At 44.3% G+C, this 8,509-nt stretch carries 11 protein-coding genes and 1 riboswitch; of the genes, 10 read left to right on the top strand and 1 reads right to left on the bottom strand.

The genetic code is table 11. The features are described 5' to 3' along the window. The 3 genes from B7C60_RS18725 to luxU form a co-directional block, all read left to right on the top strand. The coding region (locus B7C60_RS18725) for a helicase-related protein (RefSeq protein ID WP_245869089.1) at positions 1-846 on the top strand (846 nt) is incomplete at its 5' end. Positions 847-1,138: 292 nt separating this feature from the next. Continuing rightward, a complete protein-coding gene (luxO, locus tag B7C60_RS09130; protein ID WP_099611657.1) occupies positions 1,139-2,548 on the top strand; it encodes a quorum-sensing sigma-54 dependent transcriptional regulator LuxO in 1,410 nt (469 codons plus the stop codon). A gap of 6 nt (positions 2,549-2,554) precedes the next feature. Then, positions 2,555-2,893, top strand: a complete 339-nt coding sequence (gene luxU, locus B7C60_RS09125) for a quorum-sensing phosphorelay protein LuxU (RefSeq protein ID WP_099611386.1) — start codon at positions 2,555-2,557, stop codon at positions 2,891-2,893. Between the two features lie 4 nt (positions 2,894-2,897). Here luxU and B7C60_RS09120 read toward each other — a convergent pair whose 3' ends face one another. Further along, entirely contained in the window at positions 2,898-3,788 is an 891-nt protein-coding gene (locus B7C60_RS09120) for a YvcK family protein (protein WP_099611385.1), read from the bottom strand. A gap of 177 nt (positions 3,789-3,965) precedes the next feature. Then, a riboswitch (molybdenum cofactor riboswitch) is annotated at positions 3,966-4,102 on the top strand. Between B7C60_RS09120 and moaA the strand changes: the two genes are divergently transcribed. The 7 genes from moaA to B7C60_RS18720 form a co-directional block, all read left to right on the top strand. After that, a complete protein-coding gene (moaA, locus tag B7C60_RS09115; protein WP_099611384.1) occupies positions 4,091-5,080 on the top strand; it encodes a GTP 3',8-cyclase MoaA in 990 nt (329 codons plus the stop codon). (Overlaps the previous riboswitch by 12 nt.) A 93-nt stretch (positions 5,081-5,173) precedes the next feature. Then, positions 5,174-5,686: a molybdenum cofactor biosynthesis protein B gene (gene moaB / locus B7C60_RS09110; protein WP_099611383.1), complete on the top strand. Its 513-nt coding sequence runs from the start codon at positions 5,174-5,176 to the stop codon at positions 5,684-5,686. A gap of 11 nt (positions 5,687-5,697) precedes the next feature. Further along, complete coding sequence (moaC, locus tag B7C60_RS09105) at positions 5,698-6,177, top strand: cyclic pyranopterin monophosphate synthase MoaC (protein ID WP_099611382.1); 480 nt, start codon at positions 5,698-5,700, stop codon at positions 6,175-6,177. After that, positions 6,174-6,419, top strand: coding sequence for a molybdopterin synthase sulfur carrier subunit (gene moaD, locus B7C60_RS09100; RefSeq protein ID WP_099611381.1), 246 nt, complete (start codon positions 6,174-6,176; stop codon positions 6,417-6,419). Before moaC ends, moaD begins: the two co-directional genes overlap by 4 nt. Before the next feature lie 5 nt (positions 6,420-6,424). Continuing rightward, complete coding sequence (moaE, locus tag B7C60_RS09095; protein ID WP_099611380.1) at positions 6,425-6,874, top strand: molybdopterin synthase catalytic subunit MoaE; 450 nt, start codon at positions 6,425-6,427, stop codon at positions 6,872-6,874. A gap of 179 nt (positions 6,875-7,053) precedes the next feature. Then, on the top strand, positions 7,054-7,470 hold the full coding sequence (locus B7C60_RS09090; RefSeq protein WP_099611379.1) for a CBS domain-containing protein: 417 nt from the start codon (positions 7,054-7,056) through the stop codon (positions 7,468-7,470). A gap of 184 nt (positions 7,471-7,654) precedes the next feature. Next, positions 7,655-8,509 (top strand): cation transporter (locus tag B7C60_RS18720; protein WP_245869086.1); only part of this gene is annotated, 855 nt, incomplete at its 3' end.

The raw sequence follows: 8,509 nt of genomic DNA, 5'->3' as shown, positions 1-8,509 counted from the left end.
ACCCCGAGTCAGTATGAGCTAGAAAAATCGGCTGGTGAAGTGGTTGAACAGGTGGTTCGGCCCACAGGATTACTCGATCCGGCACTGGAAGTTCGCCCGGTTACGACTCAAGTGGATGATCTGCTATCAGAGATTCGATTACGTTCAGTGAAAAATGAGCGAGTTTTGGTCACGACGTTAACCAAACGTATGGCTGAAGATCTCACCGAATATTTGCATGAACATGGGATAAAGGTGCGCTATTTACATTCAGACATTGATACTGTTGAGCGAGTTGAGATCATTCGTGATTTAAGGCTTGGTGTGTTTGATGTTTTGGTGGGTATCAACTTATTACGAGAAGGGTTAGATATGCCAGAAGTCTCTTTAGTGGCCATTTTAGATGCCGATAAAGAAGGCTTTTTGCGCTCTGAACGTTCATTAATCCAAACGATTGGTCGCGCGGCTCGACATCTGGAAGGGAAAGCCATTCTTTATGCTGATACCGTAACAAAGTCGATGAAAAAAGCGATCGATGAAACCGAACGTCGCCGAGAAAAACAACGTGCCTATAACGAGAGCATGGGCATTCAGCCACAGGCTTTAAAGCGTAGTATTAGCGATATCATGGAGCTAGGCGATGCGACTAAGGCACGTAAACAAAAAGTGAGCTGGGTGGTGCCTTTGTCGAAAGTCGCCGAAGAGAGAGCTGAATATAGACACTTAACCCCTCAACAACTAGAGAAAGAAATCTTAAAATTAGAAGGACAAATGTACCAACACGCACAAGATCTTGAATTTGAGTTAGCGGCGGCTAAGCGAGATGAAATAGAAAAATTGCGGCAGCAATTTATTGCGAATAGTTAGCACATGATATGAATCGTTAGTGCGGGGTAAAGGCAAAAAAATAGCCAATAGAAAAAGGTCTATTGGCTGATATAGTATGAATATAGTATTCACTAACAACGTCAGTTGGCTAGGTGACCCGTTAGGGTCGCTTTTAAATAAGCATGTTTCATGCCAAGTATAAAATTGCTGGTTTATGAGGATATTACGCGACATTGACCGCTCATTAATAATAGAATAGCAACATGAAATTTGCAAAATGCAACTCTTAATGCAATGATTAATCAAAATGCAAATAATAAATGGCTGGGTTATGCAACACACTGAGAATCACTTCAAATCAAAACATCTACTTATGGTCGAGGATACCGTTTCGGTCGCTGCGCTGTATCGTTCCTATTTAACGCCATTAGAAATTGATATCACTATTGTTGGTACCGGACGCGATGCCATTGAAAGTTTAAATCAACGTAAACCGGACTTAATTTTACTTGATTTGCGCTTGCCAGATATGACTGGGATGGATGTGTTGCGAGCGGTCAAAGAGCGTTCACCGGATGTGCCTGTTATTTTTATGACCGCGCATGGTTCGATCGATACCGCAGTGGAAGCGATGCGTTATGGCGCTCAGGACTTTTTAATTAAACCCTGTGAAGCGGATCGGTTACGGATTACCGTGAATAATGCAATTCGTAAAGCTTCTAAATTAAAAAATAATCCTAGCCATGCGAATAATTCTAGTTATCAAGGGTTTATTGGCAGTAGCCAGACCATGCAATTGGTGTATCGAACGATTGATTCTGCGGCCAGCAGTAAAGCCAGTATTTTTATCACGGGAGAAAGTGGTACCGGAAAAGAGGTCTGTGCTGAAGCGATCCATGCGGCGAGTAAACGTGGCGAAAAACCGTTTATTGCCATTAACTGTGCTGCGATACCAAAAGATTTAATTGAGAGCGAATTATTTGGCCATGTCAAAGGCGCATTTACTGGCGCTGCCGTTGATCGGCAAGGTGCAGCAGAGCTAGCGGATGGTGGCACTCTGTTTTTAGATGAATTATGCGAAATGGATTTGGACTTACAAACCAAGCTATTGCGCTTTATTCAAACCGGGACTTTTCAAAAAGTCGGCTCCTCAAAAATGCATAAAGTTGATGTGCGTTTTGTGTGTGCGACCAACCGTGATCCTTGGAAAGAAGTTCAAGAGGGGCGTTTTCGCGAAGATTTGTACTATCGATTGTATGTCATTCCTCTCCATTTGCCGCCACTAAGAGAGCGAGGGGAGGATGTGATTGAAATTGCTTACTCATTGCTTGGGCATATGGCCAAAGAAGAAGGAAAGGAATTTGTTCGTCTCTCTCCTGAAGTCATTGAACGCTTTAAGCATTACGAATGGCCAGGAAATGTACGCCAATTACAAAATGTGTTACGTAACGTGGTGGTGCTTAATAATGGGCAAGAGATTACCTTGTCTATGTTACCGCCACCGTTGAATTTACCGAGTACTCAAGAACGTTTAGTGTCTCAAACGATGGAATCTGTGCTTTCTGTGCATGATATCTTTCCATTATGGGTGACAGAAAAACAAGCGATAGAACAAGCCATTAAGGCGTGTGATGGTAATATTCCCCGCGCTGCGAGCTACTTAGATGTTAGCCCATCAACAATTTATCGTAAGTTACAAGCCTGGAATGAAAAAGAGCAAGAGCGAGAGAAGGAAAGGTAATCGCCCATGGAATGGATCAACCGCAATAAGATTGAGCGCTTATCACAAGAGATTGGCGCAGAAAACTTGCCACTCTTAATCGAGATATTTTTAAGCGAGCTATCCACATATCAGAAAAATTTATCTGATGGAAAAAATGCAGGACGGCTCGCTTACTTGGCTGAAATTAGTCATGCCTTAAAGAGCAGTGCTGCTAGCTTTGGCGCTGATAGACTGCATGCAAAGGCTCAAGCGCTCGACCATCAATTCAAGCAAGGGATAGCCATAGACGAGGCTATTGAAGTGGCGAGTATGATTGATAAACTCAAGCATACGGCCCATCATTATGATCAATTAATCAATTAATCAATTAATCAATTAATTGCTCTTCAATCGCTTGACGAAGCTTGACGCGATCGTGTCGCCAGTCACGGTTGGGTGAGGCGAGGTCACGAGTGATGCAGTTCCACTTATCCAGTAATTCAGGGTGAGGTTCGGCTCCAAGAATCACATCGATTTCACGTGCTTGGCAAGCTCGTTCACACCATTCGAGTTTTTTGGCCAAACTCATTCGCCCTGCTGGCCCGTATTCTGGCGAGAGGTTTTCCACAAAGATAAGTTTAGCTTGAGTATTATTGGCAATAGCGTGGCCGATTTCTGGTAACAGCAATGGTGGCATTACACTGGTCAGAAAGCTGCCTGGGCCAAGAATAATGGCGTCAGCATGCTCAATCGCGTGGACACCTTCCCGAGTCGCCGGGACTTCTGGGTCAAGATCTAGTCTTAACAAGTCTTGCTGCATTTCATCGACGCTTGTTTCCCCTGTGACCCATTTCCCTTCCGTCGATAGTGCGGTTAAATCTGCAGGGTGTTCAGACATGGGGACGATATTCACATCGACTTTTAGCATGTTGCGGATAAGGTTGATCGCATCCAACGGCCTGACCGAGAGATGGTCAAGTGCCGTCAGCATCAAGTTTCCTAGATTATGCCCATTTAACTCACCCGCGCCTTTAAATCGGTACTCAAACATCATTGAGCTGATCGATGGCTCGGTAATTAACTGATTAATACAGTTACGAGTATCTCCCCACGCAATACCACCTTGGCAATGACGAATGCGCCCTGTCGATCCACCGTTATCGGTTGTGGTTACAATCCCAGTTGCGTTGCTGCCAAAAACGTTTAATGCCGCCAATACTCGGCCTAATCCGTGACCACCGCCAATGGCGACCACCTTTTTATGTTTATAGAGGCTCATACATTTCTTCTTATGCCCTGCGATGCCTTAAAATTTAGAGTAATTCAGCGACAGATGGTACTCATTTTCAGGTAATTTGAGTGACAAGTAAGTTTTTTTCGTGCTGGTACTGGAATCACACACCAATATTAAGTATTTTAGCGCCTAGCTGCAATTGAGAGGATACTCTGACCTCTTTAGTTGCCATAACTCCGAGCTTAGTGTTGCTAAGTCTATAATGATAAGTGACATAAGCCAGTGACTTCACGTCACAAGGGCCTAACTGGAAATGGTTATGCCTCCCGTATTTGGAAAGGTGTTCCGTGGCGCAACAATTTGAAGATCGATTTCAACGCAAGTTTTATTATTTGCGTTTGTCTATTACAGACGTCTGTAATTTTAAATGTACCTATTGTTTACCCGATGGTTATCAACCTTCGGGGAAAAAGAATTCCTCCTTTTTAACCTTGCCTGAAATCCATCGCATTGTCAGTGCCTTTGCTCACTGTGGTACCTCTAAAGTCAGAATTACTGGCGGAGAGCCAAGCTTACGTAAAGATTTTACTGAAATCATACACACGGTTGCCGGTGAGAAAGGCATTGAAAAAGTCGCAACGACGACCAATGGCTATCGTATGGCAAAGGGAATTGACGAATGGAGACAAGCTGGGCTGACGGATATTAATGTCAGTGTCGATAGCCTTGACCCTCGTATGTTTCAACAAATTACCGGTGAAAACCGCTTTTATCAAGTCATGCAAGGGATTGACCGTGCCTTCGAAGTTGGCTTTGAGCAAGTCAAAGTCAATGTGGTATTGATGAAAAATCTCAACGCACAAACGATGCCGCAGTTTCTGGCTTGGATTAAACATCGCCCGATACAACTTCGATTTATTGAACTGATGCAAACGGGGGAGATGGACTCGTTGTTTACTCAACATCATGTGTCTGGTATTGCGTTGCGCAATCAACTCATCGCTGATGGGTGGCAACTTAAGGCTCGCGGTAAAAATGATGGGCCAGCCCAAGTTTATCGACATCCTGACTATCAGGGTGAAATTGGGCTGATTATGCCGTATGAGAAAAACTTCTGCCATAGCTGTAATCGCTTACGTATCTCAGCTCTTGGCAAGTTGCATTTATGTCTATTTGGTGACCAAGGCGTTCAATTGCGCGATCTGTTGCAAGATGATGAGCAGCAATCAGCATTGATTCAACGTATCCAAAGACAACTACAGAATAAATCCGTAAGCCACTTTTTGCATGAGGGGAATACGGGAATCACACCACATCTTGCTTCTATCGGTGGATAGTGGTGTGACTTAGGGTCTGTCGACCTTTCGAACAAAATTTAATCGCGAAAGGTCAACAGACCCTAGCAACGAATAAATAGTGAAGGTGAATAAATGGGGCATGCAGAAAGTAAATTTCAACCGGCGAATATTGCCGTATTAACCGTGTCAGATACACGGACGGAAGACAATGACACCTCCGGCCGTTATTTAGCGGATCAACTTATAGAAGCGGGACATCAGCTAGTTGATAAACAAATTGTCATTGATGATATGTATCAAATTCGTGCCATTGTCTCCCAGTGGATTGCTGACGAGCACGTTCAGGTTGTTTTGATTACAGGAGGTACAGGGTTTACTTCGCGTGACAGTACGCCAGAAGCATTAAAACCCTTATTTGATAAAGAGGTTGAAGGGTTCGGCGAGCTATTTCGTATGGTGTCATATGAAGAGATCGGAACCTCTACTATCCAGTCTCGTGCTGTGGCTGGGTTTGCTAATCATACGGTGATTTTTGCCATGCCCGGTTCGACCGGAGCGTGTCGAACCGGCTGGACAAAAATTATTAAACAGCAGTTGGATGCCAGCCACCGTCCTTGTAATTTTATGCCGCACTTGAGCCTATAAAAGGGAGCATGATGAACCAGTTTAGTCATATTAATGCCAGTGGTGAAGCTAACATGGTTGATGTCTCTGCCAAGCGAGATACTGAGCGAGAGGCCAGAGCAGAAGCTTATGTGCGCATGGCACCTGAAACCTTGCAACTGATCATTTCGGGGCAGCATCATAAAGGTGATGTATTTGCAACGGCGAGAATTGCCGGGATTCAGGCAGCAAAAAAAACTTGGGATCTCATTCCGCTTTGTCACCCTTTATTGCTGTCAAAGGTCGAAGTGAATCTTGAAGCTTTAGTACATGAAAATCGAGTTCGTATCGAGTCGGTGTGTAAATTAGCAGGAAAAACCGGGGTTGAAATGGAAGCATTGACCGCAGCCTCTGTTGCCGCATTAACGATTTACGATATGTGTAAAGCGGTACAAAAAGATATGGTGATTGAACAGGTTCGTTTACTTGAAAAAGTGGGCGGTAAATCAGGACACTTTAAGGCAGAACAATGATCAAAGTACTTTTTTTTGCACAAACTCGAGAATTGCTCGGGTGCGATCAAATAGAGCTTGAGGCTCGTTTTGAAACGGTAGAAGCACTTCGTCATTATTTATCTCAACAAGAAGGCAAGTGGCCACTTGCCTTACAGGCTGATAAATTACTTGCCGCTGTTAATCAATCGATTGTCCCAATGATGCATCCTTTACAATCGGGAGATGAAGTCGCTTTCTTTCCACCGGTAACTGGAGGCTGAACAGCATGAATTCAAACGTTTCCGTTCAATATGACGATTTTTCTGTTGCTGATGAATACGCCGCTTTAGCACAAGGTAGTGGCGCTGGCGCGATTGTGACTTTTGTCGGCAAAGTGCGTGACATGAATTTAGGCGATGATGTGGTTGGGCTGCATTTAGAGCATTACCCCGGTATGACGGAAAAAACACTGGAGGCTATTTGTGAGCAGGCCCTGAGTCGTTGGCCTTTACAAAAGGTTCGAGTCATTCATCGAATTGGTGATATGGATGCCGGTGAGCAGATTGTCTTTGTTGGCGTTACCAGTGCTCATCGCCATGCTAGTTTTGAGGCTTGCGAATTTATTATGGATACATTAAAGACCCAAGCACCTTTTTGGAAAAAAGAGCGCACCACGCAAAGTTCCCGTTGGGTTGAGTCACGCGACTCCGACCATCAAGCCGCCCAACGCTGGTAGCCATTGAGTTTGCCAGCGTGTGCTGGCTTCCTCTTATCGACGATTCACCCCCTTCTCTGGCCAGTCACTACTGGTATCGTTAGTTTCTCAGATAAAAAATATTGATTTCTATTTAGTAAAATCAAGAAATTAGTCAACACTTACTGTATAGGCGTAGTTCATGACGCAAGGAGACAGTAATGGATTCATTGAAAGTAAGAGACTACATGACCGTTCAAGCGGTTACCTTCAGCCCCGATATGTCACTGAGTGCCGCTCTTGAACGAGTCATGCATTCTCGTCATTTAGGGGGGCCAGTCATTGATGAGCAGAAACGAGTTATTGGGTTTATATCTGAACAAGATTTACTCGATAAACTGATTAAAGTGAGTTATTTCTGTCAAGATACCCACATTGTCAGTGACTGTATGCATCAAGAGGTGCTTTCTGTTTCACCCGATACGTCGATCATTGAACTCGCGGATATGATGAAAGTCGGTAAACCGAAAGTGTATCCAGTCGTCGAACAAGGTAAGTTGGTTGGCATCATTACTCGGCGTGATGTGTTGCTGGCGATAGCGAAAAATTTAACCGCGTGTTTCAAGAATCCGGTTTAGTTTTACCTTAATTTTTTTTAATTTCTTATAATTTCTTAATTTATTGATAACAGTTAAATTTGGAGATGATGCCCATAGGTTTATGGGCATTTTTTGATTAATTATTTTATCTCATTAAGGTCTTGACCTTGGAGTTAACTCTAAGGTTTATGCTTTATACATACTCAGTCAAGGAGCTTTATTTATGTGTGTAAAGCATGAAGGTTGTTGTGCTACTCAGCCATCTGATTTTGATCAAGCGTCGACAGCGTGTTGTTCCACAAACCTGAATCATGCAGGGCAGCATGGTGTTACGTCCAATAGTACCTCTTGTTGTGGTGGACGTTGTTGTGAAAGCACTGCACTCGAAGAGGAAGAGCCTATTATAGCCAAGGCGTTGTATCAGCAAAGCTGGCAAGTCGTGGGGATGGATTGTCCATCTTGTGCGAGAAAAATAGAAACGGCTTTGCAGAAAGTGACTGATGTTGTTGATGCAAAAGTTCTGTTTACGACGCAAAAATTAATTGTGCAATTTAACCAAGCGGAAACCGCGAATCGTGTAGAGCAAGCGGTCACCAATGCTGGATTTGCGATTCAATCGTCAATGAAGGCAGCATCGGATCAAGGGCAACAATCAGTACCCTGGTGGTTACAACCAGACAACCTCCGTATTGGCACTATTGGTGCTGCAATGGCGATAGGAGCTATCGCTGCTCCGTGGTCAACAGAGTGGGCGATGTGGATCTTTACACTAACTTGCCTATTCGGCCTGTTCCCGATTGCAGGAAAAGCCTGGAAATTGGCCCAGTCGGGAACGCCTTTTGCCATTGAAACCTTGATGACCGTGGCGGCTTTGGGGGCTTTATATTTGGGTGAAACGGCTGAAGCGGCTATGGTGTTGTTACTCTTTTTGATTGGTGAACGGCTAGAGGGAGTGGCCGCGGCCCGTGCTCGCTCAGGCGTACAGGCTTTGATGGCGCTAGTCCCTGATATGGCAACTAAAATCGATCAGCAAGGTCAGCGAACGGTAGTTTCAGCCCAGCAATTGCAACCCGGTGAT

Source organism: Vibrio fujianensis, assembly GCF_002749895.1.
Classification (GTDB): domain Bacteria; phylum Pseudomonadota; class Gammaproteobacteria; order Enterobacterales; family Vibrionaceae; genus Vibrio; species Vibrio fujianensis.
The sequence above is the reverse complement of the archived record's forward strand: the minus strand, read 5'-3'. Positions and strand labels throughout refer to the sequence as shown.